The sequence below is a fragment of the Delftia sp. WSY_7 genome, assembly GCF_043104845.1.
In the GTDB taxonomy this organism is placed as follows: domain Bacteria; phylum Pseudomonadota; class Gammaproteobacteria; order Burkholderiales; family Burkholderiaceae_C; genus Comamonas; species Comamonas tsuruhatensis.
Genome location: NZ_JBICLB010000035.1, coordinates 52,921 through 79,343 on the forward strand (window position 1 = coordinate 52,921; position 26,423 = coordinate 79,343).

Below are 26,423 nucleotides of genomic sequence, written 5' to 3' on the forward strand. Positions count from 1 at the left end.
GGCGGGCTGAATCCGCGATTTTAAGTTTTTTGCCGCGCTTTCGGTGCGTGGTGCCGTCAATGTGCCGGACCTTGCTGCGGTATGACGCCGCAGGACCGCCAATTCGTCAGTGCGCAGCGGGCGGGGAGCCGGGCGCCGTCCCCTGCGAATTGCCTATGCCGCTGTGTTCCAGCACATCCGCCACCAGCTCCAGCCGCACCAGCGGGCTGTCTAAGGCCATCAGTTGCTGCTTGATGGACACGGGCAGGGGCAGCAGCTCGGTCCAGCGGTTGGCCACCCAGCCGCAGTCGCCCATCTGTTCGGCGCTGGGCAGCCGGGCATGGTCGGCGTCGGTGGATCGTGCGTGCAGCTGCATCAGCACCTGGGCCAGGGCCTGGGCCGTGGCGAGCAGGTGATCGGGGACGGGGACGGCGGTGTCGGCAGGCAGCAACTGCACATCGGCCACCCACAGGCCGTGGGGCAGCTGCCGGTGATCCTGCATGCGAAAGCGCTGCGTGCCCTCGCACTGCAGGTGCAGCAGGCCGGGCTGGGGCTGCTGCAGCTGGACGATGCGTGCCAGCGTGCCCACGGCATGCAGCTGCTCGGCGGCCGCACCGGCCTTGCGCACTTCGCTGCCGGCCTGCAATGCCACCACGCCGAAGGGGGCTCCCGTGCGCTCGCACTTGCGGATCATGTCGAGGTAGCGGACCTCGAAGACGCGAAGGCTCAGCAGGCCTTGGGGAAAAAGGACGCTGCCCAGAGGGAAAAGCGGCAGGGAGTGCAGTGCGGTATGGGCGGTCATGTGATGGGCGGGATGCGGCAGCTATCATCCCATGCTGTGCCAAGGCCGGCTGGCCGTGGTCCGATCTTCCTCTCGCAGTCCTACAACGCCATGCTTTTTCAGATCGTTTCCTTTTTGCTCGATGTGGTCGTTGGCCTGCTGACCGGCGTCTGCCTGTTGCGCATGTACATGCAGGCCCAGCGCATTCCCTTCGGCAACCCGGTCGGCCAACTGGTGTTTGCGCTGTCCGACTGGATCGTGATGCCGCTGCGCCGCGTCATCAAGCCGGCCGGGCGCTGGGACATGTCCAGCCTGATCGCGGCCTTCCTGCTGCAGATGCTGCAGTTCGTGCTGCTGTGGCTGCTGATGGGCGGGCAGTCCAATGTGCTCGCCCTGCCGTGGCTGGCCCTGTGCGGCCTGGCGCGCGTGGCGCTGTCGGGCATGGTGGGCGTGCTGCTGATCTATGTCATCTTGTCGTGGGTGCAGCCGCAGTCGCCGATGTACGGCGTGCTGCAGCGCCTGTCCGAGCCCATGCTGCGGCCCATTCGCCGCATCGTGCCCCTGATCGGCGGTATCGATCTGTCGGCACTGGTGGCCCTGGTGCTGCTGCAGATCGCGCTGATGGTGTTGGGCTATATCCAGGGCTCGGGCCTGATGCTGCTGGCCTGATTTCCCCAGTTTCCCGGGCGTGAAAAAGCCGCCGCAGGCACCCACCTGCGGCGGCTTTTCTGTGTCTGCGCGAGGCTTTACTGAACAGCGTCGGCCGGCAGGCGCTGCAGCATGGCAAGCGATGCGGCGATGCGGTCGCGCAGCTCGCGGCGGTCCACGATCATGTCCACGGCGCCCTTGTCCTGCAGGAACTCGGCGCGCTGGAAGCCTTCGGGCAGCTTCACGCGCACCGTGGTTTCGATCACGCGCGGGCCGGCGAAGCCGACCAAGGTCTTGGGCTCGGCAATGACGATGTCTCCCACGAAGGCGAAGCTGGCGGAGACGCCGCCGAAGGTGGGATCGGTCAGCACCGAGACGTAGGGCAGGCCCTTCTTGGCCAGGCGCGTGAGCGCGGCGTTGGCCTTGGCCATCTGCATCAGGCTCAGCAGGCCTTCCTGCATGCGCGCGCCGCCGGTGGCGGTGAAGCAGATGAAGGGGACCTTCTGCTCGATGGCGGTCTCGACGCCACGCACGAAGCGCTCGCCGACCACGGAGCCCATGGAGCCGCCCATGAATTCGAACTCGAAGCAGGCTGCGACCACATTGACGCTCTTGATGGCGCCGCCCATGACGACCAGGGCATCGGTCTCGCCGGTGTTCTCCAGCGCTTCCTTGAGGCGCTCGGGGTACTTGCGGCTGTCCTTGAACTTCAGGGCGTCGACAGGAATGACTTCCTGGCCGATCTCATAGCGGCCTTCGGCATCCAGGAAATGGTTCAGGCGGGCGCGCGCGCCGATGCGGTGATGGTGGCTGCAGCTGGGGCAGACGTTCTGGTTTTTCTCCAGATCGGCCTTGTAGAGCACGGTCTCGCAGCTCGGGCACTTGATCCACAGACCTTCGGGGATCTGCTGGAGGCGATCCGTAGGGTTGGTTTGCTGGATTTTGGCAGGCAGGAGTTTTTCAAGCCAGGACATGGTGTTTCCTTTTCAGGCGCAGGGCATGCGGCACCGGGCCGCATGCAAGGGCTGCATTATGCGACCTACGCGTCGAGTGCCTTGCGCACGCCGCGCAGGAAGTCGATGGTCAGGGGGACGATCTTTTCGTGGGGTTGGCCGTCCAGCATCTCGATGATGCGGCTGCCGATCACCACCGCATCGGCCACGCGGCCGATGGCCTGTGCCGTGGCCGCGTCGCGGATGCCGAAGCCCACGCCCACGGGAATGCTCACGTGCTCGCGGATGCGCGGCAGCATGGCTTCCACGGCTGCCGTGTCGAGCGCGCCCGAGCCGGTCACGCCCTTGAGCGAGACGTAGTAGACATAGCCGCTGGCCACGCGCGCCACCTGCTGCATGCGCTCGGTGGTGGACGTGGGTGCCAGCAGGAAGATGAGGTCCATGTCGCGCGCACGCAGTTGCGCGGCGAATGCCTCGCACTCCTCGGGCGGGTAGTCCACGATGAGCAGGCCGTCGACGCCGGCTTCGGCCGCATCGTCCACGAAGCGGTCCTTGCCGTGGATCTGGTCGTAGCGCTCCACCGGGTTGGCATAGCCCATCAGCACCACGGGCGTGGTCTGGTTTTTCTGGCGGAACTCGCGCACATAGGCCAGCACCTGCACCAGGCCCACGCCGTTGGCGATGGCACGGTCGCCAGCCTTCTGGATGGTGGGGCCGTCGGCCATGGGGTCGGAGAAGGGCACGCCCAGCTCGATCACATCGGCGCCAGCCTCCACCATGCCGTGCATCAGCGACGGCGTGATGGCCGCGAACGGGAAGCCCGCGGTGATGTAGGGGATCAGGGCCTTGCGGCCATCTTCCTGAAGTTTGGTGAAAGTCGTGGTGATGCGGCTCATTGAGCTGCTCCTCCCTTGACCGTGAGCCCGCGCATGGAGGGACGGTCGTAATAGTCGGCGCCCGAGAGATCGGCCACGGTGCCGATGTCCTTGTCGCCGCGACCGGACAGGTTCACGAGGATGGACTGGTCGGCGCGCATGGTCTTGGCCAGTTGCATGGCATAGGCCACGGCATGGCTGGACTCCAGGGCGGGAATGATGCCTTCGGTGCGGCACAGGTAGTGGAAGGCGTCCAAGGCCTCCTGGTCCGTGATGCCCACGTATTGGGCGCGGCCCAGTTCCTGCAGCCAGGCGTGCTCGGGGCCGACGCCGGGATAGTCAAGGCCGGCGCTGATGCTGTGCGTCTCGGTGATCTGGCCGTTCTCGTCCTGCAGGATGAAGGTGCGGTTGCCGTGCAGCACGCCGCTGCTGCCGCGCTGCAGCGAGGCCGAGTGCTTGCCGCTGTCCAGGCCCTCGCCCGCAGCCTCCACGCCGATCAGGCGCGTGTTCTCGAACGGGATATAGGGGTGGAAGATGCCCATGGCATTGCTGCCGCCGCCCACGCAGGCGACCACGGCGTCGGGCTGGCGGTCGGCGCCCAGGAACTCGGGCATCTGCGTGAGGCATTCCTCGCCGATGACCTTCTGGAAGTCGCGCACCATCGCGGGATAGGGGTGGGGGCCGGCCACGGTGCCGATGATGTAGAAGGTGTTGTCCACGTTGGCCACCCAGTCGCGCATGGCCTCGTTGAGCGCATCCTTGAGCGTGCGGCTGCCCGATTCCACTGGCACCACGGTGGCGCCCAGCAGGCGCATGCGGTAGACGTTGGGGCTTTGGCGCTTCACGTCCTCGGAGCCCATGTAGACGATGCACTCGAGGCCGTAGCGCGCGCAGATGGTGGCCGTGGCCACGCCGTGCTGGCCGGCGCCCGTCTCGGCAATGATGCGGGGCTTGCCCATGCGCCGCGCGAGCATGGCCTGCCCGATCACGTTGTTGATCTTGTGCGCGCCCGTGTGGTTGAGGTCTTCGCGCTTGAGGTAGATCTGCGCGCCTCCCATCTCGCGCGACATGCGTGCCGCGTGGTAGACGGGCGAGGGGCGGCCGACGAAATGGGCCAGCTCGGACTGGAATTCGGCAACGAATTCCGAGTCGTTCTGGTACTTGGCGTAGGCGTCGCGCAGCTCGGTCAGAGCGTGGGTCAGGGTTTCGCTGGCAAAGCTGCCGCCGAAGCGGCCAAAGTGGCCAGATGCGTCAGGGTACTGGTATTCGAACATGGCTTGTCTGCAAAAGTTGGTCATCGGCCGCGCGCACGGCGGCGATGAATCGGTGTATCTTGCCGGCGTCCTTGATGCCCCTGAGGGGCTTGCCGTCGGGACCATCGGCCTCGACGCCGGAACTGACATCAACGGCCAGCGAGAGTCCTCGCGGGCGCACTTGCAAGATGCCATCGGTCACGTTTGCAGGCGTGAGTCCACCAGACAAAACGAGGTGAGAGGCGACGTTTGGTGGAAGGAGTGACCAATTGAATGCTTTTCCGCCACCACCATAGCCGTCGACATGGGCGTCGAGCAGTATGGCCTGGGCTTTCGAGTAACGCTGGGCATATTCTACGAGGTCGAAGCGCGCGGCATCGGGACCAAGGGGAATGCGCGCGGCGCGCAGGAAGGCGCGGGTGCCGCCCGATGTGGCGGCAAGGCAGTCCTCGGGCGACTCGTCGCCGTGGAACTGCACGCAGGCGCCCGGGATGGCGGCGCAGGCGGCCATCACGTTGGCGGCGCTTTCATTGACGAACAGCAGCACCGGTGTCACGAAGGGCGGCAGGCGCCGCGCCAGCTCGGCGGCACGCTGCACCGTCACGGCGCGCGGGCTGGGGGCGTAGAGAACAAAGCCCACGGCGTCGGCGCCGGCGGCCACGGCTGCGTCCACATCCTGTTCGCGGGTGAGTCCGCAGATCTTGATTCGGGTGCGCTGCATGGGGGCTGAAGAATGGGGGAAGGCCTGCTCGTTCACGGGAGCCAATCATAGGCCGGGCTGCGCGAAGGAAGGCCCCATGAAGGATCGTATACGGGACCCAGAAAGTACAGGCCGTCCGGCGAGAAGGTGGGCGCGGCGGCATCGCGGGAGCGCGCCTCCAGCACCTGTTGCATCCACTGCGGCGCGTGTGTGCCCTGGCCTACGGCGAGCAGGCAGCCCATGATGTTGCGCACCATGTGGTGGAGGAAGGCGCTGCCCTCGAACTCGAATCGCCAGTAGCAGCATTCCATGGCTGCATCCCCGGGACGCATGGAGCTGGCCGCGGCCATCTGGGCGCCGTCGCCTGCCATGCGGCGGGTGATGGACAGGCGGTGCAGTGTCTTGACGGGGGATTTGGCCTGGCAACCCGACGCGCGGAACGAGCTGAAATCGTGCTCTCCCAGCAGGTGCTGGGCGGCGGCCTGCATGGCGTCACCGTTGAGTGCATGGAACACCCAGCCCACACGCCCGGCCTCCACGCTGGGCCGCACGGGCGACTGCAGCAGCACATAGGCATAGCGCCTGGCTGTGGCGCAGGCCCGTGAATGGAAGGAGTCGGGCACGGGCTGGGCCCATTGCACGGCGATGTCCGGCGGCAGGAAGGTGTTGGTGCCACGGACCCAGGAGAACGGGGCCCTGTCCAGCGGCGTGTCGAAGTGGACGACCTGCATGAGGCCGTGCACGCCGGCATCGGTGCGGCCCGCGCAGAGGGTGTGCACCTCCTGAGCGGCAAAGCGGCCCAGGGCCGCTTCGAGATGATCTTGAATGGTGTTGCCAGACAGCTGGCTTTGCCAGCCGCTGTAGCGCTGGCCGTTGTAGGCGACGCCGAGGGCTACGCGCATGGCGAGGCCTCCGGCATGGGTTGGGTGTGCATCAAGTTGTCAGTTTTCCATGGCGGCTTGCGCCACCCTGTCACGCGAAACCGGTGCGGCGCCTGGGCAGGCGCCGTCGGGCTTCAGTCTATCTCGGCAAGGAGGCGCTGGGCTTTGGCCTTGAGATCGCCGTGGGCCTCGGAGATCACTTCCTCGATGAGTGTACGGGCTCCGTCGCTGTCGCCGATGGCATTGAATTCCTGGGCCAGGGCGAGCTTGGTGGCCAGCGGGTCTTCGGGCGCCGAAGGCGGCGTTGCGGCCGTGGGGGCGTCATTGCCCAGGTCCAGGGACAGGCTGCCCAGGTCGAATTCCAGCGATTCGGCCGGTTCAGGCTTGGCCTTGGCCGCCGTTTCCAGCACGCCGCCCGAATGCGCTGCTGCCGGCGCTTGGGCTGGCGCCTCGGTGCCCAGGTCTTCCAGGTTGAACTCCATGGCGTCCAGCGACAGCAGATCGGTACTGGCGTGGCTGTCGTCCGTGGTGGAACTGGTCAGGGGCGAGGGTTCGGTGGCCGGGAAGCTGTCCGTGACCTGCCGTGTGACGGGCATGTCCAGCGGCAGCATCTCGGTCGGCTGCATGTCGCTCATGGCGCTGCTGTGGTTCAGGGCATCCGTCAGCGAGGCATGGGCCGTGGGCTGGAAGCCGGGCATGTCCAGCGATGCAGCAGGCGGCTCCACGCGGGGATCCATGCGAGGCGCCTCGCTTGCTGCGGGCTGCATGGGCTCCAGCGGCGCGCGCAGCGTGGGCTCCAGCGCGGCAAAGTCCTGTTCGCTGGGCATGGGGGCCGGTGCGGGCAGCGGGCTGGCGTGCTGCGCGGGCAGGCTGGCATCGGCCAGGCCGCCGGGCAGGTCCATGTTGAGGTCCATGTCCAGGTCCATGGGCAGGGTGGCAGGGCCTTCGCGGTGCGCCTCCATGTCCAGGGGGCGGCTGGCCAGCGAGGCGGCCGCCAGTCCGGCAGCTGCCGCTGCGGCGCCGCCGGCAACGGCGGCAGCAGACAGGGGCGCGGCGCCGGCAGGCTGGTAGAGGGCGTTTTCCGGGTCCAGGATGCGGCCCTGGTCGGCCAGGCGCTGCCAGTCCACGCCCTTGCCCTGGGTCAGGCCGTGCAGGGTCTGCGCGACGGCCTCGAAGGCCTTGCGGTCATGGCGCTTGGCGTAGATGTCGGCCAGCTTCTGGTGCAGTGCGGTGCGGCTGGGATCGGTGCGCAGGGCTTCCTTGAGGATTTCCTCTGCCTGCAGGTCGCGGCCATAGGCCAGGTAGACATCGGCCTCGGCCACGGGGTCCACATCGCCGGCATCGAGCTGACTGGGCGAGTAGTGCATGGAGGTGCCCGACAGCTGGCTCGATGTGCCGGTATCCACGCGTTGGCCGCCACTGGCTCCAAAGAAGGAATCGGCCGCGAGCTGGCTGTCGCCAAAGGCGCTTTCGCTGGAGGCTGCGGCAGCGCGGCGGCGCTGCATGACGCGGTAGCCACCATAGCCCAGCAGCAGGGCCAGCAAGGCGGCGCCGGCCAGCGGGATGGTGGGATCTTCCATCAGCGTATCGATGAAGCTGGGCTCGGCGATCGGTGCGACGGGGGCGGGGGCCGGCTTGGGCTTCGGCGGCTCGGCAGGAGCGGGCGTGGCGGGCACGGCTTCTGCCGCGGGCGCTGCCGGGCCGGCAGCATTGGCTGCGGCATCTGGCGCAGCGGTGGCGGCAGCGGCCGCAGCGGCTGCGTCGGCAGTCGCCGCCGGGGCCGGGGGCGTTGTCTGGGGTGCTGCAGCTTCAGGCGCTGCAGGCACGGTCGGCGCGCCCGGCACAGCAACGCCGTTTGCCGTGCCGCTGGCTGCCGAGGCAGGTGCTGCAGCAGCACCTTCGGCGGGCTTGGTGGCGGCGGCGATCTGGCTCAGCTCGGACATGTTGCGCTGCAGTTCGGCCGTGCGCGATGCCTGGTCGTCGGACTGCTTTTGCTTGGCCAGGCGCTCGTCTGCCTCCACGCCCTTGACAGCACCTTTGGACAGGGTGAGCTTGTCGGGTGCGGCGGTGGAGGGCTTGCGGTCTTCGACCTGGGCCTGGACGCTGCCCGATGCTTCACGATTGGCCGATGCCACGGGCGCGGCTGGTGCGGCGCTGGCCAGCTGGCGGCGGAACTGGTTGAAATCCCGGGACTGGGCTGCAACGATCTGGCGCGCCTCGCGCGGCGAGGTGGCCTGTGCCGTGGCCTCGTCAGGCACGGTGAGCACGGCGCCGGAGCGCATGCGGTTCACATTGCCGTTGATGAAGGCCTTGGGATTGGAGCGCAGCATGGCCACCAGCATCTGGTCCAGCGAAACGCCTGCGGGCAGGTGGGCGGCGGCAATGCGGCCAGCCGTGTCTCCGGTCTTGATGCGGACCTCGGATGCTTCGGTCGGCGCCGGCGCTGCAGCAGCGCGGTCGCGGGCTGATGCGGTGCTCCGGCGCGGGGCTGCCGGAGCAGGGGCTGGACGGCTTTCCTCGGTGTTGCCTGCGGCAGCTGGCGAGGGGGCCGGCGCGGCGCGGCGCGGTGCGGCGCCCGGTTCGGGGGCGGAGGCCTGGGCCGCAGCCGTCACGGCAGGCGGCAGCTTTTGCAGGGTGGGCGGATCCAGCAGCAGGGTGTAGTTGCGCTGCAGGTTGCCCGAGGCCCAGCTGGCGTCGATCACCAGATCGACAAAGGGCTCGTTGACGGGCTGGGTGCTTGTGAGTCGCAGCACGGCCGATCCGTCCGCGCGACGCTGCACGCTGACGCGCACCTGGCTGGCCGTGGCGTTGTACTCCATGCCCTGGGTGCGGAAGACGCCGGGAGAGGCCACGCCCACGCGCAGGCCTTCTGCTTCAGCCGCCGTGATCTGGGGGATTTCGACTTCGGCACGCAGGGGCTCGCCCAGGGCCGATTGCACGTTCACCCGGCCCAGAGCCAGTGCCCAGGCCTCGGAGGCGGGCAGTGCGACCGAGACGACGGCCGCAGCGGCCAGCACAGAGAGTTTCCAACGATGCATAAAGCGTCAAACCTGTGTGGATGCAATTGGGCGGGCACTATTGTTATTGTGAGGATGCCCGCGTTTGCACATGTAATTGAAATTTACCCGGGGATAGATGGCACGCCATATACCAAGGTGCTTGGGTCGCATTGTCGGCCACGCTATAGGATCGCAAGCGTCTGGTTGCCGGTGAACGCTGCCAGTTGTTGTCGAACGGCAACGAGAAGAAACACAATGTATCTTCGGTGATTGTAGGCAACCGCCTACAGTCAGGGGACAAGAGACTTGGGCATTGTGCCCAATCGCACAGGGTTTAAAGCCGAAAAAAGCGCCATGTCCCGGGCCAGGACATGGCGCTTTTTGTGTTGGCTCAAGCCGGCGGTGCTCAGGCGGCCAGCAGGATGCGCAGCATGCGGCGCAGCGGCTCGGCGGCGCCCCACAGCAGTTGGTCGCCGATCACGAAGGCCGACAGGTATTCGGGGCCCATGTTCAGCTTGCGCACGCGGCCCACGCCGACTTCCAGGCCGCCGGTGATGGCGGCGGGCGTCAGTTCCTTGACGGTGATGGCGCGTTCATTGGGCACCCACTTCACCCAGGGGTTGCCGGACTTGATGATGGCTTCCAGCTCCTGCAGGGGCAGGTCCTTCTTGAGCTTGAGGGTCAGCGCCAGGCTGTGGCAGCGCATGGCGCCGATGCGCACGCACAGGCCGTCGACGGGAATGGTCTGCTCCGTGCCCAGGATCTTGTTGACCTCGGCCTGGCCCTTCCACTCTTCCTTGGACTGGCCGTTGTCCAGCTGTGCGTCGATCCAGGGGATCAGGCCGCCAGCCAGAGGCGCGCCGAAGAATTCGGTGGGCACATCGGTGCGGATGGTCTGAGCCACCTTGCGGTCGATATCCAGGATGGCGGAGGCGGGCGTGGCCAGCTCGTCGGCCACGGCCGCATGCACCACGCCCATGCCCTTGAGCAGTTCGCGCATGTGGTTGGCGCCGCCACCGGAGGCTGCCTGGTAGGTCATGGAGCTGACCCATTCCACGAGACCGGCCTTGAACAGGCCGCCCAGCCCCATCAGCAGGATGGAGTTGGTGCAGTTGCCGCCAATCCAGTTCTTGCCGCCCGCGGCGAGCTTGGACTGGATCAGGCCTTCATTGACGGGGTCGAGCACGATGACGGCATCGCCTTCCATGCGCAGCGACGATGCGGCATCGATCCAGTGGCCGTTCCAGCCCGAGGCGCGCAGCTGGGGGAAGACTTCCTTGGTGTAGTCACCGCCCTGGCAGGTGATGATGATGTCGCACTTGGACAGCTCGGCAATGTCGTTGGCATTGCGCAGCTCGGTGTGGGTCTTCGCCATGGCCGGGGCCTTGCCGCCGGCGTTGGAGGTGGAGAAGAAAACGGGCTCGATCAGGTCGAAATCGCCCTCTGCCTGCATGCGGTCCATCAGCACGGAGCCGACCATGCCGCGCCAGCCCACCAGGCCTACCAATTGCTTGCTCATTTTTGAAACGCCCTTTCAGTGTGAAAACAGTGCTGGATCAAGACTGTTGTCGCCCGGCTCGTCTGGGCCAGGTGAGGGCGCACGACGAACCGGGCTGGGTCAGCCTTTGATTGTCGTAATGGTTGTGGATGTGATTGCGCGCACGGCCACACCAGCCTGGGCGGCGGGTGCAATGTTCAGCAGGAGGAACGGGCGGGCGGCAAACATAAGAGCAGTCATTCTAGCGAATACGCCAGGAAAGAGAATGTCTGTTTGATGAATATCTTCGTCGAAATGGCGAAAAGCAGACGTCTGTTTTGACGCTTTGCCAAGTTCTGGAAAATCCTGGTCAGGCAGGGCAGCCGCAAGCCCGGAGGCTCGCGGCTGTCGTGGACGTCAGGCCAGCGCGGCCACCACGGCATCGCCCATCTCGCGGGTGGAGACCTTGGTCGTGCCTTCGCTGTGGATGTCGGCCGTGCGCAGGCCCTGGGCCAGGACCTTTTGCACGGCGGCTTCGATACGCTGTGCAGCAGCCTCCTGGTTCAGCGAGAAGCGCAGCATCATCGCAGCCGACAGGATGGTGGCCAGCGGATTGGCAATGCCCTTGCCCGCAATGTCGGGGGCCGAGCCATGGCTGGGCTCGTACAGACCCTGGCCCTTGGCGTTGAGCGAGGCGGAGGGCAGCATGCCGATGGAGCCGGTGAGCATGGAGGCTTCATCGGACAGGATGTCGCCAAACATATTGCCCGTGACCACCACGTCGAAGCGCTTGGGCTCCTTGACCAGTTGCATGGCGGCGTTGTCCACGTACATGTGGTCCAGTTGCACGTCGGGGTACTGCTGGCCCACCTCGGTGACCACGTCCTTCCAGAACTGGAAGGTTTCCAGCACGTTGGCCTTGTCCACGCTGGTCACGCGCTTGCTGCGCTTTTGCGCGGCCTGGAAGGCCACGTGGGCGATGCGCTCGATCTCGGGCTTGGAGTAGCGCATGGTGTCGAAGGCTTCCTCGGCGCCGGGGAAGTGGCCGTCGGTGGCCACGCGGCGGCCGCGCGGCTGGCCGAAGTAGATGTCGCCGGTCAGCTCGCGGATGATGAGGATGTCCAGGCCTGCGACCAGTTCGGGCTTGAGGCTGGAGGCATGGGTCAGCTCCGCATAGCAGATGGCCGGGCGGAAGTTGGCAAACAGACCCATGTGCTTGCGCAGGCCCAGGATGGCCTGCTCGGGGCGCAGCGGGCGGTCCAGCGTGTCGTACTTCCAGTCGCCCACGGCGCCGAACAGCACGGCGTCGGACTCCATGGCCAGCTTCAGCGTGGATTCGGGCAGCGGGTGGCCGGCAGCTTCGTAGGCAGCGCCGCCCACGGGGGCGGTCTGCATGTCGAAGTCCAGGCCCAGGGCGCCCAGCACCTTCACGGCTTCCGCAACGATTTCGGGGCCGATGCCATCACCGGGCAAGACTGCGATTTTCATGGTGTTCCTTTTGAGAGACTGTTCGGATGGTGGAAGGCCGCCGGCGGCTGGTTCAGCAACGCCTGCGGCCCATTGATGCGCGCAAGTGGAGATCGATCAGCGCTGCACCAGCGTGTGGGCCAGCCAGGGCTTGGTGGCCAGGCGCTCGGCCTCGTAGGCGCGGATCTTGTCGGCATGGCGCAGGGTCAGGCCGATGTCGTCAAAACCGTTGAGCAGGCAGTACTTGCGGAAGGCAATGACGTCGAAGGGGATCTCCTCGCCCTGCGGGCGCACGATCACCTGGCGGTCCAGGTCGATGGTCAGCTCGTAGCCGGGGAAGGCGGCGATCTCGTTGAACAGCATGTCGATCGTGGCTTCGGGCAGCACGATGGGCAGCAGGCCGTTCTTGAAGCAGTTGTTGAAGAAGATGTCGGCGAAGCTGGGTGCCAGGATGGCGCGAAAGCCGTACTGGTCCAGGGCCCAGGGCGCGTGCTCGCGGCTGGAGCCGCAGCCGAAGTTCTTGCGTGCGACCAGGATGGAGGCGCCCGCATAGCGCGGCTGATTGAGCACGAAGTCGGGGTTGGGCTTGCGCGAGGCCGGGTCCTGGCCGGGTTCGCCATGGTCCAGGTAGCGCCACTCGTCGAACAGGTTCACGCCGAAGCCGGTCTTCTTGATCGACTTGAGGAACTGCTTGGGAATGATGGCGTCGGTGTCGACGTTTTCGCGGTCCATGGGGGCGACAAGGCCCTTGTGCACGGTGAATTGTTGCATGGCAGTATCGAATTCAGGGTTCAGCGGGCGGCGCGTTCGATGGCGCTGCCCGCGCTTTGCACGTCCTGGCCAATGCCCTTGACGGTATTGCAGGCGGCCAGGGTGAAGGCCAGGCCGATCAGGAGGATCGAGAAGGAAGGCTTCATGGTGTGCTGGCGGGGGCAGTTGCGGGTTCAGGAGAATCTGCGGATGTCCACGAAGTGGCCGTGGATGGCCGCGGCAGCGGCCATGGCGGGGCTCACCAGGTGGGTGCGTCCGCCCGCGCCCTGGCGGCCTTCGAAGTTGCGGTTGCTGGTGGAGGCGCAGCGCTCGCCGGGCTCCAGGCGGTCGGCGTTCATGGCCAGGCACATGGAGCAGCCGGGTTCGCGCCATTCAAAGCCTGCCGCCTTGAAGATCTGGTCCAGGCCTTCGCGCTCGGCCTGCTCCTTGACCAGGCCCGATCCGGGCACCACCATGGCCAGCTTGATGTTGCGTGCCACCTTCTGGCCCAGCTTCTTGACCACGGCGGCGGCTTCGCGCATGTCTTCGATGCGGCTGTTGGTGCACGAGCCGATGAAGACCTTGTCCACGAAGATGTCGTCGATGGCCTTGCCGGGTTCCAGCGCCATGTAGGTCAGCGCGCGCTCGATGGCGCCGCGCTTGCTGGCATCCTTTTCCTTGTCGGGATCGGGCACGCGGGCATCCACGCCCAGCACCATTTCGGGCGAGGTGCCCCAGGTGACCTGCGGCACGATGTCGCTGGCCTGCAGCTCGACCACGCGGTCGAACTTTGCGTCGGGGTCCGAGTGCAGCGTCTTCCAGTAGGCGACGGCGGCGTCCCATTCGGCGCCGGTGGGGGCCAGCGGGCGGCCCTTGACGTACTGGATGGTCTTATCGTCCACGGCCACCAGGCCGGCGCGCGCGCCGCCTTCGATTGCCATGTTGCAGACCGTCATGCGGCCTTCCATGCTCAGGTCGCGGATGGCCTCGCCTGCGAACTCGATGGTGTAGCCCGTGCCGCCGGCCGTGCCGATCTTGCCGATGATGGCCAGCACGATGTCCTTGGCCGTGATGCCGGGCGCCGCCTTGCCGCTGACGTTGATCAGCATGTTCTTGGCCTTCTTGGCCAGCAGGGTCTGGGTGGCCATCACGTGCTCGACTTCGGAGGTGCCGATGCCGTGGGCCAGTGCGCCGAAGGCGCCATGCGTGGACGTGTGGCTGTCGCCGCAGACCACGGTCATGCCGGGCAGGGTGGCGCCTTGCTCGGGACCCATGACGTGGACGATGCCCTGGCCCTTGTCCATGAAGGGAAAGAAGGCCGCAGAGCCGAACTCGCCGATGTTGGTGTTCAGCGTGGTGATCTGTTCCTTGCTGATGGGGTCGGCAATGCCGTCATAGCCGCGCTCCCAGCCGTCGGTGGGTGTGTTGTGGTCGGCCGTGGCCACCACGGAGCTGATGCGCCACAGCTTGCGGCCGGCCATGCGCAGGCCTTCGAAGGCCTGGGGGCTGGTGACTTCGTGCACCAGGTGGCGGTCGATGTAGAGGACGGCGGTGCCGTCATCCTCGGTGTGGATGACATGCTCGTCGAAGATCTTGTCGTAGAGGGTGCGTCCCATGGCGTTCTCGAATGGTTGGTGTCGTGGGGAAATTCTTGGATGTGCATCCGGGGGCCAAGGGGCCTTCAGGATGCGCTGGCCGGCGGGCTCAGGTGCTCCACCAGCAGGCGGGCCGTAACGGGTAGCGCGTCGAAGTCGCGCGCCACGATGCTCAGCTCGCGCCGTGCCCAGTCGTCGCTGAGCTCCAGGGCGCGCAGATGGCCCACGCCGTGCATGAGCTCGAAGGCGCGGTCGGGGATCAGTCCCACGCCCAGGCCGTTGTCGATCATGCGGCACATGGCATCCAGGCTGGTGACCTGGATGCGCTGGTGCAGCGCATGCCCGGCCTGGGCCGCAGCCGCACGCATGGCCAGGCTGATGGAGGAGCCGGCCTGCAGGCTGACGATGTCCCATTCGAGCACATCGGCAAAGGCCACGCTGTCGCTGTGCGCCAGCGCGTGCTGCTCGGGCACCACGACGACCAGCCGGTCCTCGCGGTAGGGGCGGTGCTGCAGCGCGGGAGTGGCCTGGCCATTGCCCAGCGGCATGTATGCCATGGAGCAGATGCCGATGTCGGCCGTGCCTTCCTGCACCGCCGCCAGCACGGCGGGGCTGAGCTGCTCCTGCAGGTCGATCTTGACCTGGCCATGCTTGCGCGCGAAGACGCCCAGGTCTTCCGGCAGGAACTGCACGATGGCCGACATATTGGCGTGGATGCGTACATGGCCGCGCACGCCATCGGCGTACTCGGACAGCTCGCCCTGCATGCGCTCCAGGCCATACAGCACGTTGCGCGCGTGGTGCAGCAGGCTTTCGCCGGCAGGAGTGAGTGTCACGCCACGGCTGTGGCGATACAGCAGGGCCGTGTCCACGGTGGCCTCGAGGTCGGACAGGCGCTTGCTCACCGCCGAAGCGGCGATGAACTCGCGCTCTGCCGCTCGTCCGATGCTGCCAAGTTCGCAGACAGCCACGAACAGCTGCAAGGAGGTAAGGTCTATGCGCCGTGCAAAACTGCGCTCTGAATTCTTCATGTGGTGGGGTTCAGGCTTCTCATTAGGAGAAGTTGAATGGATTTTCTCGCACAAGTCATCGATCTGTCATCTTCAAGCGCGATGTCTTTGGTGATGTCGTGCGATTTCATGGAGATGGGGGTCATGCCTCGTGGCGATGGCTGCGGGCAGCCATGCCCGCCGGAACGCCGGTTGCATACTGAAAGAATTTGTCAATCTTTGCGCCAGTCGCCTGCATGGATTGCTGCAAAAATAAGAGCATATGAACGATCGATACCCGACGGGCCTGCGAGCCCTGCCTGCAGGCCTGTCATTGCTGCTGGCCGCAGCCCTGTCCTGCATGGCCGTCCCGGCGTCTGCCAAGCCGCAGCCACCGGCGAAGAACACGGCCAAGAGCGGCGCGAAGGCCCCCGCCAAGCCTGCGGCCAAGGCAGCTGCGAGGCCGACAGGCAAGACCGCCGTCAAATCCAAGGGCAAGCCGGCACCTGCCACCACCCGCAGCGCACCTGCCAAGGCGGCCGCCGCTGCAGGCGTGGTGGCCGGCGCTGCCGCAGCGGGGGCTGCAGCTGCAGCCGCAGGTGGCGGCGCGTCCAAGGGTGAGTCCGGCCTGAGCGCTGCCGAGCTTGCAGCGCTGCAGCAGCATGCCGAGCAGGGCGAGGCCAGCGCCCAGTACGCGCTGGGCTCGCTGTACAAGCGCGGCCAGGGCGTTGCCCTGGATGCGGAGACTGCCGCCCGGTGGTATGAGAAATCGGCCCAGCAAGGCTATGCGCCGGCTCAGTCCGACCTGGGTTTGATGTACGCCAATGGCCGTGGCGTGGTGCGCGACGACGCGCAGGCCGTGCAGTGGTATCGCAAGGCGGCCGAGCAGGGTGACGCCGTGGCACAGAACAACCTGGGCCTGATGCTGGCCGAGGGGCGCGGAGCCGCCAAGGATCCCGTCCAGGCCGTGCAATGGTTCCAGCGCTCGGCCGAACAGGGGGAGGCGGCCGGCCAGTACAGCCTGGGCGTGATGTATGCCACGGGCCGGGGCGTGGCCGAGGATGTGGTGCAGGCGCTGCGCTGGTTCGTGGCGGCGGCAGGCCAGGGCCATGTCGATGCGCAATTCAACGCCGGCATGCTCTATGCAGAGGGTGGCGTGGTCGATCGCGACATGGCGCAGGCCGCACACTGGCTGGAGAAGGCGGCCGAGCAGGGCAGTGCCGCAGCCCAGTCCAACCTGGGCGTTCTGTATGCCAATGGCCAGGGCGTGCCTGCCAGCGACAAGCAGGCCGCGCGCTGGCTGGAGCGTGCCGCCCAGCAGGGCGACGCGCTGGCGCAGTCCAATCTGGCCAGCCTCTATTCCTCGGGCAAGGGCGTGGAGCGCAGCCCGTCGCAGGCCTATTTCTGGATGCTGCTGGCAGCGGGCAAGGACAGCTCTCTGACGGCCAAGCGCGACAGCATGGCCCAGCCGCTGAGCGCGGCAGAGCGCGCACGTGCGGAGCGGCAGGCGGCGGCCTGGAAGGCCAAACCCGCTCCCTGAGCCCTGTTGAGGATGCACCAATGAAAAACGCCTCGGAAGAGGCGTTTTTGTTGGGGGCTCAGTGCTGCATCAACTGAAGAAGCTCTTGAGCCTGTCGGTCCAGCTCTCGCCGCTGGGCGAATGCTTGGCGCCGCCCTTCTTGAGCGATTCCTCCAGCTCGCGCAGCAGCTTGCGCTGGTACTCGGTCAGCTTGACGGGCGTCTCGACCACGATGTGGCAGTACAGGTCACCGGGGTAGCTGGAGCGCACGCCCTTGATGCCCTTGCCGCGCAGGCGGAACTGCTTGCCGGCCTGGGTGCCTTCGGGGATGTCGATGGCCGCCTTGCCCGAGAGGGTGGGTACCTCGATCTCGCCACCCAGCGCCGCCGTGATGAAGCTCACGGGCACGTTGCAGTGCAGATCGTCGCCATCGCGCTCGAAGATGTCGTGGTCCTTGATGCGGATCTCGATGTAGAGATCGCCTGCAGGCCCGCCATTGGTGCCGGGTTCGCCGTTGCCCGAGGAGCGGATGCGCATGCCGTCGTCGATGCCTGCGGGAATCTTCACTTCCAGCGTCTTCTGGCGCTTGACCTTGCCCTGGCCGCCGCAGCTGGTGCAGGGCTCGGGAATGATCTTGCCCGTGCCTCGGCAGTGCGGGCAGGTCTGCTGCACGCTGAAGAAGCCCTGGCGCATCTGCACGCTGCCCATGCCGTTGCAGGTGGTGCAGGTCTTGGCGCTGGTGCCGGGCTTGGCGCCGCTGCCGTGGCAGGTGTCGCAGCTGTCCCAGCTGGGGATGCGTATCTGCGCATCCTTGCCGTGGGCGGCTTCCTCCAGCGTGATCTCCATGGCATAGCTGAGGTCGTTGCCACGGTAGACCTGGCGGCCGCCACCTGCGCCGCCGCGCCGCCCGCCCTGGTTGAACATGTCGCCGAAGATGTCGCCAAAGGCCTCGGCAAAGCCGCCAAAGCCTTCTGCGCCGCCGCCCATGCCGCGGTTGGGGTCCACGCCTGCGTGGCCGTACTGATCGTAGGCCGCGCGTTTGTTGCTGTCGGAGAGCATCTCGTAGGCCTCCTTGGCCTCCTTGAATTTCTCTTCCGCCTCGCGTGCGGCATCCCCCTGGTTGCGGTCAGGGTGGTACTTCATCGCCAGCTTGCGATAAGCCTTCTTGATGTCGTCGTCCGAGGCGTTCTTGGCAACGCCGAGGACCTCGTAAAAATCGCGTTTGGACATGGTGTTTGCTAGCCAGTCAGTGAGAACAGGAACGCCGCGTCAGCCCCTTGGCAGGGCCGAGCGCGGCGGCAAGCGGTCGTCAAGGGACCACGCGCTGGGTTCAGTCCTTCTTGACTTCCTTGACTTCGGCGTCGACGACGTTGTCGTCAGCGGCTGCAGCACCGGCCGAGGCGCCTGCAGCACCGGCGGCTGCTGCGGCGGCGGCTGCCTCGGGGGCGCCCGCTGCCTGTGCATCGGCGTACATCTTCTCGCCGAGCTTCTGGCTGACCGTCATCAGCGCCGTGGTCTTGGCGTCGATGGCGTCCTTGTCCTCGCCCTTGAGCGCTTCTTCCAGGTCCTTGACGGCGCTCTCGATGGCGGTCTTCTCGCCAGCGTCGAGCTTGTCGCCATGCTCGCCCAGGCTCTTCTTGACGCTGTGCACGGCAGCTTCGCCCTGGTTGCGGGCCTGGACCAGTTCCAGCTTCTTCTTGTCGTCGGCGGCGTTCAGCTCGGCGTCCTTGACCATCTTCTGGATCTCTTCCTCGGACAGGCCGGAGTTCGCCTTGATGGTGATCTTGTTTTCCTTGCCCGATGCCTTGTCCTTGGCGGACACGTTCAGGATGCCGTTGGCGTCGATGTCAAAGGCCACTTCGATCTGGGGCACGCCACGCGCGGCCGGCGGGATGCCTTCGAGATTGAACTCGCCCAGCATCTTGTTGCCCGAAGCCATTTCGCGCTCGCCCTGGAACACCTTGATCGTCACGGCAGGCTGGTTGTCGTCGGCCGTCGAGAAGGTCTGTGCGAACTTCGTCGGGATGGTGGTGTTCTTGGTGATCATCTTGGTCATCACGCCACCCAGCGTCTCGATGCCCAGCGACAGCGGTGTCACGTCCAGCAGCAGCACGTCCTTGCGGTCACCCGACAGAACCTGGCCCTGCACGGCGGCGCCCACGGCCACGGCTTCGTCGGGGTTCACGTCCTTGCGGGGATCCTTGCCGAAGAATTCCTTGACCTTTTCCTGCACCTTGGGCATACGGGTCATGCCGCCGACCAGGATGACGTCATCGATGTCGGACACGGACACGCCTGCGTCCTTGATGGCCGTGCGGCAGGGCGCAATGGTGCGCTCGATCAGGTCCTCGACCAGGCTTTCCAGCTTGGCGCGGGTCAGCTTGATGTTCAGGTGCTTGGGACCCGAGGCATCGGCCGTGATGTAGGGCAGGTTGATGTCGGTCTGGGCCGAGTTCGACAGCTCGATCTTGGCCTTCTCGGCGGCTTCCTTCAGGCGCTGGAGGGCCAGCACGTCCTTGGACAGATCGACGCCCTGTTCCTTCTTGAACTCGGTGATGATGTAGTCGATGATGCGCTGGTCGAAGTCTTCGCCGCCCAGGAACGTGTCGCCGTTGGTCGACAGCACTTCGAACTGCTTTTCGCCGTCCACATCGGCGATTTCGATGATGGACACGTCGAAGGTGCCGCCGCCCAGGTCATACACGGCGATCTTGCGGTCGCCCTTGTCGGTCTTGTCCAGGCCGAAGGCCAGGGCCGCCGCCGTGGGTTCGTTGATGATGCGCTTGACTTCCAGGCCGGCGATGCGGCCGGCGTCCTTGGTGGCCTGGCGCTGGGCGTCGTTGAAGTAAGCGGGCACGGTGATCACGGCCTCGGTCACGGGCTCGCCCAGGTAGTCCTCGGCGGTCTTCTTCATCTTGCGCAGCACTTCGGCGGAAATCTGCGGCGGGGCCAGCTTCTGGCCGCGCACTTCCACCCAGGCGTCGCCGTTGTCGGCGCGCGAGATGGTGTAGGGCATCAGGTCGATGTCCTTTTGCACTTCCTTCTCGTCGAACTTGCGGCCGATCAGGCGCTTGGCGGCATAGATGGTGTTGCGGGGGTTGGTGACCGCCTGGCGCTTGGCCGAGGCGCCGACGAGGATCTCGCCGTCTTCCTGGTACGCAATGATCGACGGCGTGGTGCGCGCACCTTCGCTGTTCTCGATCACGCGCGTGGTGTTGCCGTCCATGATGGCCACGCAGCTATTGGTGGTGCCCAGGTCAATACCGATGATTTTTCCCATTTTGAGTTCTCTCCGCGTTCTGTGAAATGTTTGAATGACTGCTAACTTGTGGCCGGCTCGCGCAGCTTCAAGGGGCTTGTCCCCTTTTTTGTCAGTGCTGCCGTGAGTGCCCGCTTACTGGGGCTGGGCCACGGTCACGAGGGCCGGGCGCAGGATGCGGTCGGCGATCAGGTAGCCCTTTTGCAGCACCGACACCACGGTGTTGGCTTCCTGCTGTGCAGGCACCATGCTGATCGCCTGGTGCAGGTTGGGGTCGAATTTCTCGCCGGCAGCCGGATTGATGGTCACGACCTTGTTGCGCTCAAGGGCCGAGGTCAGCTGGCGCAGCGTGGCGTCGGCGCCTTCGCGCAGCTGTTCCGGCGTGGCCTGTTGAATGGCCAGGGCGGCATCCAGGCTGTCGCAGACAGGCAGAAGGCTTTCGGCAAAGCTCTCGATGCCGAATTTGCGCGCCTTGGAGACTTCGTCTTCTGCGCGGCGGCGCACATTCTCGGCCTCGGCCTTGGCGCGCAGGAACTGGTCTGCCAGCTCGGCACTCTTGGCCTTGAGTTCGGCCAGCTCGGCCTGCAGGCGCTGCAGCTCGTCGGCTGCATTGGCCGCCATGGCGGCTTCGATTTCTTCCGGGGCTGCGTCTTGCAAGGGGTTGGAGTTTTGTTCAGACATGGATAGAGACTTCAGCTACAAAACAAAGCGGTCGCCAGACTGGAGGCCAGGCGATTGCACGATCTTGAATCGAGATGCGAGCGGATCGGTGTATTTTCAAGGGCTTTGTGCATGTGCATCCGCGCGGCAGAGGTACACGGTGAGGGCAAAAGCCGGGCGACGGGGCAAAAGCCCCACACAGATCCGGGGTCTCGGGCAGTGCGAAGTGTACAGATGGAAGAGGGCTGCGCTAGAATCCAATGCTTTGCCTTGCCGCACCGCTACAAGACGCAGTGGGCGGCGTTTTCCCAAAAGGAGTCGATATGCGTCATTACGAAATCGTTTTGTTGATCCACCCGGATCAGAGCGAGCAGGTTCCTGCCATGCTGGAACGCTACAAGGGCATGATCACCGCTGGCGGTGGCAAGGTCCATCGCGAAGAAGACTGGGGCCGTCGCCAACTGGCTTACATGATCAACAAGCTCGCCAAGGCCCACTACCTGTGCCTGAACATCGAAGCCGACCAGGCTGTGATGGCTGAGCTGGAGCATGCCTTCAAGTTCAACGATGCCGTGCTGCGTCACCTGACGGTTCAGAAGAAGAAGGCCGACACTGCGCCTTCCTCGATGATGAAGACCGTCGAGCGTGAAGAGGCCCGCAAGGCCAGCCAGACCGAACAGGCCTGAGCCCAGCCCTGTCAGAACCTGAAGGAGTGGAGAACCACGTTGTACTGACGGCCGCCATCGCAGAGCTTCAAGCACTGCGCTACACGCCGGCAGGGCTGCCAGCCCTTGAACTGCGACTCGAGCATGCGTCGCGGCAGAAAGAGGCGGGAAGCGAGCGCAGCGTGACGGCATCTGTCAAGGCGGTGGCCTTTGGCGCGCTGGCTGAAAAGCTGGCCCGCCAGGCGCTCGGCAGCCAGTGGAAGTTCCAAGGCTTCCTGGCAACGCCCCGCAACGGCAAATTGCTGGTTCTTCACATCCAGGACATTCAACAAAACTAATTTTCAAGAGGTCCAGAAATGGCCACGTTCAAGAAATTCAACAAGGACAAGCGCCCCAAGCGCAACACGCAGTCGCTGCTGTTCAAGCGCAAGCGCTTCTGCCGCTTCACCGTCGCCGGCGTCGAAGAAATCGACTACAAGGATGTGGACACCCTGCGTGACTTCATCGGTGAAAACGGCAAGATCGTCCCCGCTCGCCTGACCGGCACGCGCGCCATCTACCAGCGTCAGTTGAACACTGCCATCAAGCGCGCCCGCTTCCTGGCTCTGGTTCCTTACTCTGACCAGCACAAGATCTAAGGAATACAACCCATGCAAGTCATTCTGCTCGACAAGGTTGTGAACCTCGGTGGCCTCGGCGATATCGTCAAGGTCAAGGACGGCTACGCCCGCAACTTCCTGATCCCCACGGGCGCTGCCCGTCGCGCCACGGCTTCCGCCAAGGCCGAGTTCGAAGCCAAGCGCGCCGAACTGGAAAAGCAAGCGGCTGAAAAGCTGGCTGCTGCCCAGCAACTGGGCGAAAAGCTCAACGGCGTGAACGTCAAGCTGACCCAGAAGGCTGGCGTTGACGGCCGCCTGTTCGGTTCGGTGACCAATGCCGACATCGCCGAAGAACTGACCAAGGCCGGTTTCGCCGTTGCCAAGTCGCAAGTTCGCCTGGTCAACGGTCCCATCAAGACCGTGGGCGACGCCACCGTGGTCGTGGCACTGCACACCGACGTCAGCGTCGAAGTGTCGGTGTCGGTCTACGGCGACCACTCCTGATCCGGGGCTTGTCCCGTATCACCAAAAAGCCGCCTTCGGGCGGCTTTTTGCTTTGCCGCGCCCGGGTGATGACGCCGGGTGGCGCGGCCTTTTGCCAGCCGCTACGATGGCGGGCTCATCTCCAGGAATTCCATGTCGTCCGTAATGCCCCCGCTCGATCTCGATGATGCGTTCGCACCGCTGCTGCCCGCTGGCGACCAGCAGGTCGCGCAGTTGCGCGTGCCGCCGCATTCGATGGAGTCCGAGTCCAGCGTGCTGGGTGGCCTGCTTCTGGACAACAGTGCCTGGGACCGCGTGGGCGATCTGCTGGTGGATGGTGATTTCTACCGCCATGAGCACAAGCTGATTTACGAGGCCATCGGCAAGCTGATCAATGCCAGCAAGCCGGCCGACGTGATCACGGTGTACGAGCATTTGCAGGGCATGGGCAAGGCCGAGGAAATTGGCGGCCTGCTGTACCTGAACCAGCTGGCGCAGTACGTGCCCAGTGCCACCAACATCCGGCGCTACGCGGAGATCGTGCGCGAGCGCTCCATCCTGCGCAAGCTGGTGACGGCCAGTGATGACATCGCCACCAATGCCTTCAATCCGCAGGGCAAGACGGTGGACCGCATCCTTGACGAGGCCGAGCAGAAGATCCTGGCCATCGGCGAGGAGGGGGCGCGCAACAAGCAGGGCTTCCAGTCGCTCGACACGCTGGTGGTGGACCTGCTGGACCGTGTCCAGGAGATGGCCGACAACCCCATGGACGTGACCGGCGTGCCCACGGGCTTCGTCGATCTGGACCGCATGACCAGTGGCCTGCAGGCTGGCGACCTGGTGGTGCTGGCCGCACGCCCCTCGATGGGCAAGACCTCGTTTGCGGTGAATATCGCCGAGCACGTGGCGCTCAACGAAGGCCTGCCGGTCGCCATTTTCTCCATGGAAATGGGCGCGGCCCAGCTGGCGGTGCGTATCGTCGGCTCCATCGGCCGCGTCAACCAGGGCAATCTGCGCACGGGCAAGCTCAACGATGACGAGTGGCCGCGCCTGACGGAAGCCATCGAGCGGCTGCGCACGGTGTCCCTGCACATCGACGAGACGCCCGGCCTGTCGCCTACGGAGCTGCGCGCCAATGCGCGGCGCCTGGCGCGTACCTGCGGCAAGCTGGGCCTGATCGTGGTCGACTATCTGCAGCTGATGAGCGGCTCGGGTTCGGCCGCCAGTTCCGACAACCGTGCGACCGAGCTGGGCGAGATTTCGCGGGGCTTGAAGATGCTGGCCAAGGAGTTGCAGTGCCCGGTGATTGCCCTGTCCCAGCTCAACCGTTCGGTGGAGCAGCGCACCGACAAGCGCCCCATGATGTCCGACCTGCGCGAATCGGGCGCCATCGAGCAGGATGCCGACATCATCATGTTCATCTACCGCGATGACTACTACAACAAGGACAGCAAGGAGCCCAACATCGCCGAAGTCATCATCGGCAAGCAGCGTAACGGCCCGACCGGCACGGTCAAGCTGTTCTTCCAGAAAAACCAGACGCGCTTCGAGAACCTGGCCGTGGGCTACGGTGGTGGCGACGAGTACTGATTGCAGCGCTTGGCTTTCAGGCTTTCCATGAAAAACGGCCCCGAGGGGCCGTTTGGTTTTTTGCAGTGGGCGGTCTATGTACGCCAGGCATGGATCAGCAGACCTGCCACGCAGGCGCCGAGGATGGCACAGGCCCAGGCCAGCCGCTGGGCGCCCGTGCGCAGCGCACCCACGGTGGCCACGATCTGGGCATTCTGCTCGGCCAGCTTCTCGATCAGTTCCAGCGACTGGCGCTGTGACTGCTCCAGCTGCGTGATGCGGGCTTCCTGGGCCTGGATCAGCAGCAGAGCCTGTTCGCCAGCCGAGCGCGGAGCTGCCAGCGGCTCGCCGGCTGCAGCCGGCTGCGCGACGACCGCCTGCTCCGCATCCTTTTTGCGCAGCAGGCTCTTGGCTGCCTTGACGACCTGGGGGGTGGCCTCGATGACATCGCCCCAGGGCACCAGCTTCAGCGCCGTGATCCAGCTGATCGCCATGGCTTACAGCACCTCGCTGGCGAAGTCGGCCAGGCGCGAGCGCTCGCCGCGCGCCAGCGTGATGTGGCCGCTGTGGGGCCAGCCCTTGAAGCGGTCCACGGCGTAGGTCAGTCCCGACGATCCCTCGGTCAGGTAGGGCGTGTCGATCTGCGCCAGATTGCCCATGCAGATGATCTTGGTGCCGGGGCCGGCGCGCGTGATCAGGGTCTTCATCTGCTTGGGCGTCAGGTTCTGGGCCTCGTCGATGATGACGTACTTGTTCAGGAAGGTGCGGCCGCGCATGAAGTTCATGCTCTTGATCTTGATGCGGCTGCGGATCAGCTCGTTGGTGGCGGCGCGGCCCCATTCGCCGGCATTGCCGCCATCGCCCTTGGCCAGGAATTCGAGGTTGTCGTCGAGGGCGCCCATCCAGGGGCCCATCTTCTCTTCCTCGGTGCCGGGCAGGAAGCCGATGTCCTCGCCCACGCTGACCGTGGCGCGCGTCATGATGATCTCGGTGTAGCGGCGGTCGTCCAGCACCTGGGACAGGCCGGCGGCCAGGGCCAGCAGGGTCTTGCCCGTGCCGGCCGTGCCGGTCAGCGTGACCAGGTCGATGTCCGGGTTCATCAGCAGATTCATCGCGAAGTTCTGTTCGCGGTTGCGCGCCGTGACGCCCCAGACGGCGTACTTGGGATTGCCGAAGTCCTTGAGCGTCTTGAGCACGGCCGTCTTGTCGCGGATCTCGGTCACGCGCATGAACAGGCTGGGCTCGCCCGGTGCCTCGTGGTAGACGAACTGGTTGATCATCAGCTGGTCGACGATGGCGCCGCTGATGCGGTAGTAGGTGATGGCGCCTTCCTGCCAGCTTTCGACGTTCTTGCCGGCCTTGGCCCAGAAGTCCTGGGGCAGGGCCAGGGCGCCTGCGTACAGCAGGTCGCCGTCGTCCAGTACCTTGTCGTTCTGGTAGTCCTCGGCCGCAAGGCCCAGGGCGCGTGCCTTGACGCGCATGTTGATGTCCTTGGACACCAGCACGACTTCACGCTCGCTGAACTTCTTGCGCAGCGCGGCGACAACACCCAGGATCTGGTTGTCCGCCTTGCCCTGGGGCAGGCTGTCGGGCAACGAGGTCTCCAGTGGTTCGGTCTGGAAATACAGCATGCCGGTGGCGCTGCGCTGGCCCGTGGCATTCAGCGGCAGGCCCTTGTCCAGCGTCTCGGAGGGCTGGGAGGCGACCAGTGAATCCAGCGTGCGGCTGACCTGGCGGCCGTTGCGCGCCACTTCGGTCATTCCCTTCTTGTGGCCGTCGAGCTCTTCCAGCACCACCATGGGCAGGAAGATGTCGTGCTCCTCGAAGCGGAACAGGCTGGTCGGGTCGTGCAGCAGCACGTTGGTGTCGAGCACGAACAGCGTCTTCGGGCCTGTGCGCGTGCGGCGTGGGCGAACCGGCGCTGCCAGCAGTGCTGCCGGCTTGGCTTCCGTGGCCGACCTGTTGGTCGACCGGGCGCTGGACGGCGCTGCCGTTGCGTTGGAATTGTCGGTTGCACGGCGCTGCCGATGGGCCGGGGCTGCAGTCGCGGCTGCAGGAGCCGGTGCCGGTGATGCGGGCTTGGCGTTGCGGCCGCGCGCCGGTGCGGGCTTTGCGGCTGTGGCGGTGGTGTTGGAGGCGGAGGCCGGGGCCGGTTTGCGCTTGCGTGGCGCGGCGGCAGCTACGGCCTCGACTGCATCGGGAAGATCGTCAGCGGGCAGGGGGTCTGCGTGCTGGGCACCGCGCACGGGAAGAAAGGCTTCGGGGGGGAGCTTGGCGGCACGGCGGCCGGGTGCGGGGGGCAGGGGCATGGTGGACGAACCG

25 protein-coding genes are annotated in these 26,423 nt (G+C 65.7%); 7 read left to right on the plus strand and 18 right to left on the minus strand.

Translation table 11 applies throughout. The annotated features are described in order from the left end of the window. Nucleotides 1-106 precede the first annotated feature (106 nt). Nucleotides 107-781, minus strand: a complete 675-nt coding sequence (locus ACF8ME_RS20015) for an LON peptidase substrate-binding domain-containing protein (protein ID WP_392417961.1) — start codon at nucleotides 779-781, stop codon at nucleotides 107-109. A gap of 90 nt (nucleotides 782-871) precedes the next feature. Between ACF8ME_RS20015 and ACF8ME_RS20020 the strand changes: the two genes are divergently transcribed. Then, nucleotides 872-1,429, plus strand: coding sequence for a YggT family protein (locus ACF8ME_RS20020; protein ID WP_016447772.1), 558 nt, complete (start codon nucleotides 872-874; stop codon nucleotides 1,427-1,429). A 77-nt stretch (nucleotides 1,430-1,506) separates the two neighbouring features. Here ACF8ME_RS20020 and accD read toward each other — a convergent pair whose 3' ends face one another. From accD to ACF8ME_RS20080, 12 genes are all read right to left on the minus strand, one after another. After that, nucleotides 1,507-2,382 carry an acetyl-CoA carboxylase, carboxyltransferase subunit beta gene (gene accD, locus ACF8ME_RS20025; RefSeq protein WP_016447771.1) on the minus strand — a complete coding sequence of 292 codons (876 nt, stop codon included), beginning with the start codon at nucleotides 2,380-2,382 and terminating at the stop codon, nucleotides 1,507-1,509. Between the two features lie 65 nt (nucleotides 2,383-2,447). Next, nucleotides 2,448-3,257: a tryptophan synthase subunit alpha gene (gene trpA / locus ACF8ME_RS20030; protein WP_016447770.1), complete on the minus strand. Its 810-nt coding sequence runs from the start codon at nucleotides 3,255-3,257 to the stop codon at nucleotides 2,448-2,450. Beyond that, nucleotides 3,254-4,510 carry a tryptophan synthase subunit beta gene (trpB, locus tag ACF8ME_RS20035; protein ID WP_392417963.1) on the minus strand — a complete coding sequence of 419 codons (1,257 nt, stop codon included), beginning with the start codon at nucleotides 4,508-4,510 and terminating at the stop codon, nucleotides 3,254-3,256. The genes trpA and trpB overlap by 4 nt, the downstream gene beginning before the upstream one ends. After that, the gene (locus tag ACF8ME_RS20040) at nucleotides 4,488-5,210 is read right to left on the minus strand and encodes a phosphoribosylanthranilate isomerase (protein ID WP_016447768.1); all 723 of its coding nucleotides are present in this window, start codon (nucleotides 5,208-5,210) and stop codon (nucleotides 4,488-4,490) included. Before ACF8ME_RS20040 ends, trpB begins: the two co-directional genes overlap by 23 nt. A gap of 32 nt (nucleotides 5,211-5,242) precedes the next feature. Beyond that, nucleotides 5,243-6,091 carry a tRNA pseudouridine(38-40) synthase TruA gene (truA, locus tag ACF8ME_RS20045; RefSeq protein ID WP_016447767.1) on the minus strand — a complete coding sequence of 283 codons (849 nt, stop codon included), beginning with the start codon at nucleotides 6,089-6,091 and terminating at the stop codon, nucleotides 5,243-5,245. 113 nt (nucleotides 6,092-6,204) lie between these two features. Next, on the minus strand, nucleotides 6,205-9,108 hold the full coding sequence (locus ACF8ME_RS20050) for a FimV/HubP family polar landmark protein (RefSeq protein ID WP_392417965.1): 2,904 nt from the start codon (nucleotides 9,106-9,108) through the stop codon (nucleotides 6,205-6,207). A 367-nt stretch (nucleotides 9,109-9,475) separates the two neighbouring features. Next, the gene (asd, locus tag ACF8ME_RS20055) at nucleotides 9,476-10,588 is read right to left on the minus strand and encodes an aspartate-semialdehyde dehydrogenase (protein ID WP_016447765.1); all 1,113 of its coding nucleotides are present in this window, start codon (nucleotides 10,586-10,588) and stop codon (nucleotides 9,476-9,478) included. Between the two features lie 375 nt (nucleotides 10,589-10,963). Beyond that, a complete protein-coding gene (gene leuB / locus ACF8ME_RS20060; RefSeq protein ID WP_016447764.1) occupies nucleotides 10,964-12,034 on the minus strand; it encodes a 3-isopropylmalate dehydrogenase in 1,071 nt (356 codons plus the stop codon). 96 nt (nucleotides 12,035-12,130) lie between these two features. Beyond that, a complete protein-coding gene (leuD, locus tag ACF8ME_RS20065) occupies nucleotides 12,131-12,784 on the minus strand; it encodes a 3-isopropylmalate dehydratase small subunit (protein WP_016447763.1) in 654 nt (217 codons plus the stop codon). Between the two features lie 20 nt (nucleotides 12,785-12,804). Further along, a complete protein-coding gene (locus tag ACF8ME_RS20070) occupies nucleotides 12,805-12,930 on the minus strand; it encodes an entericidin A/B family lipoprotein (protein WP_012207035.1) in 126 nt (41 codons plus the stop codon). A 27-nt stretch (nucleotides 12,931-12,957) separates the two neighbouring features. After that, nucleotides 12,958-14,379, minus strand: a complete 1,422-nt coding sequence (gene leuC, locus ACF8ME_RS20075; protein WP_047217380.1) for a 3-isopropylmalate dehydratase large subunit — start codon at nucleotides 14,377-14,379, stop codon at nucleotides 12,958-12,960. 65 nt (nucleotides 14,380-14,444) lie between these two features. Continuing rightward, nucleotides 14,445-15,389 carry a LysR substrate-binding domain-containing protein gene (locus ACF8ME_RS20080; protein WP_016447761.1) on the minus strand — a complete coding sequence of 315 codons (945 nt, stop codon included), beginning with the start codon at nucleotides 15,387-15,389 and terminating at the stop codon, nucleotides 14,445-14,447. Nucleotides 15,390-15,630: 241 nt separating this feature from the next. Here ACF8ME_RS20080 and ACF8ME_RS20085 point away from each other — a divergent pair, with 241 nt between their 5' ends. After that, nucleotides 15,631-16,887 carry an SEL1-like repeat protein gene (locus tag ACF8ME_RS20085; RefSeq protein WP_392417968.1) on the plus strand — a complete coding sequence of 419 codons (1,257 nt, stop codon included), beginning with the start codon at nucleotides 15,631-15,633 and terminating at the stop codon, nucleotides 16,885-16,887. Nucleotides 16,888-16,956: 69 nt separating this feature from the next. Here the strand turns inward: ACF8ME_RS20085 and dnaJ are convergent, their stop codons facing one another. The 3 genes from dnaJ to grpE form a co-directional block, all read right to left on the minus strand. Beyond that, the gene (dnaJ, locus tag ACF8ME_RS20090) at nucleotides 16,957-18,096 is read right to left on the minus strand and encodes a molecular chaperone DnaJ (RefSeq protein WP_017405356.1); all 1,140 of its coding nucleotides are present in this window, start codon (nucleotides 18,094-18,096) and stop codon (nucleotides 16,957-16,959) included. Between the two features lie 100 nt (nucleotides 18,097-18,196). Next, on the minus strand, nucleotides 18,197-20,146 hold the full coding sequence (gene dnaK, locus ACF8ME_RS20095; RefSeq protein ID WP_016447758.1) for a molecular chaperone DnaK: 1,950 nt from the start codon (nucleotides 20,144-20,146) through the stop codon (nucleotides 18,197-18,199). Nucleotides 20,147-20,260: 114 nt separating this feature from the next. Next, entirely contained in the window at nucleotides 20,261-20,806 is a 546-nt protein-coding gene (grpE, locus tag ACF8ME_RS20100) for a nucleotide exchange factor GrpE (RefSeq protein WP_016447757.1), read from the minus strand. Nucleotides 20,807-21,108: 302 nt separating this feature from the next. On the opposite strand from grpE, the gene rpsF reads away from it, so the two are divergent. From rpsF to dnaB, 5 genes are all read left to right on the plus strand, one after another. Next, nucleotides 21,109-21,471 carry a 30S ribosomal protein S6 gene (rpsF, locus tag ACF8ME_RS20105; RefSeq protein WP_012207028.1) on the plus strand — a complete coding sequence of 121 codons (363 nt, stop codon included), beginning with the start codon at nucleotides 21,109-21,111 and terminating at the stop codon, nucleotides 21,469-21,471. A gap of 26 nt (nucleotides 21,472-21,497) precedes the next feature. Then, entirely contained in the window at nucleotides 21,498-21,788 is a 291-nt protein-coding gene (priB, locus tag ACF8ME_RS20110; protein ID WP_016451191.1) for a primosomal replication protein N, read from the plus strand. A gap of 18 nt (nucleotides 21,789-21,806) precedes the next feature. Beyond that, nucleotides 21,807-22,088: a 30S ribosomal protein S18 gene (gene rpsR, locus ACF8ME_RS20115; protein ID WP_012207026.1), complete on the plus strand. Its 282-nt coding sequence runs from the start codon at nucleotides 21,807-21,809 to the stop codon at nucleotides 22,086-22,088. 12 nt (nucleotides 22,089-22,100) lie between these two features. Further along, a complete protein-coding gene (gene rplI, locus ACF8ME_RS20120) occupies nucleotides 22,101-22,553 on the plus strand; it encodes a 50S ribosomal protein L9 (RefSeq protein ID WP_016447755.1) in 453 nt (150 codons plus the stop codon). A 132-nt stretch (nucleotides 22,554-22,685) separates the two neighbouring features. Continuing rightward, on the plus strand, nucleotides 22,686-24,122 hold the full coding sequence (gene dnaB, locus ACF8ME_RS20125) for a replicative DNA helicase (RefSeq protein ID WP_016447754.1): 1,437 nt from the start codon (nucleotides 22,686-22,688) through the stop codon (nucleotides 24,120-24,122). 74 nt (nucleotides 24,123-24,196) lie between these two features. On the opposite strand, the gene ACF8ME_RS20130 is transcribed toward dnaB, so the two are convergent. Both ACF8ME_RS20130 and ACF8ME_RS20135 read right to left on the minus strand, forming a co-directional pair. Continuing rightward, a complete protein-coding gene (locus ACF8ME_RS20130) occupies nucleotides 24,197-24,595 on the minus strand; it encodes a hypothetical protein (RefSeq protein ID WP_047326624.1) in 399 nt (132 codons plus the stop codon). 3 nt (nucleotides 24,596-24,598) lie between these two features. Beyond that, complete coding sequence (locus tag ACF8ME_RS20135) at nucleotides 24,599-26,410, minus strand: PhoH family protein (protein WP_392417970.1); 1,812 nt, start codon at nucleotides 26,408-26,410, stop codon at nucleotides 24,599-24,601. Nucleotides 26,411-26,423 lie beyond the last annotated feature (13 nt).